The organism is Flavobacterium sp. LMO6, from assembly GCF_009495795.1.
In the GTDB taxonomy this organism is placed as follows: domain Bacteria; phylum Bacteroidota; class Bacteroidia; order Flavobacteriales; family Flavobacteriaceae; genus Flavobacterium.
Genome location: NZ_WIBH01000111.1, coordinates 1 through 224, shown reverse-complemented (window position 1 = coordinate 224; position 224 = coordinate 1). Strand labels below are relative to the sequence as shown.

At 49.6% G+C, this 224-nt stretch carries 1 protein-coding gene; it reads right to left on the bottom strand.

All coding sequences use genetic code 11. The features are described from left to right. Window positions 1-224: GGDEF domain-containing protein (locus GFJ99_RS13380; protein ID WP_153209553.1), on the bottom strand; the 224-nt coding region annotated here is incomplete at both ends.

Genomic DNA, 224 nt, shown 5'->3' with positions numbered 1-224 from the left:
GGCTTGTCGCCTATGGCATGTAATACCCGTTTTACAAAGGCATTAACATGAGCCGGATCAATATTATCCAGTACCAGCAACACTTCCTCGCCGCCCCAGCGAACCACCAGGTCTTTGTCACGGCAGGTGTCTTGTAAGCGGTGGGCAAGTTCCTGCAGCACTACATCGCCACCGGCATGGCCGTAGTTGTCATTAATACGTTTAAAAAAGTCGATATCTAACAG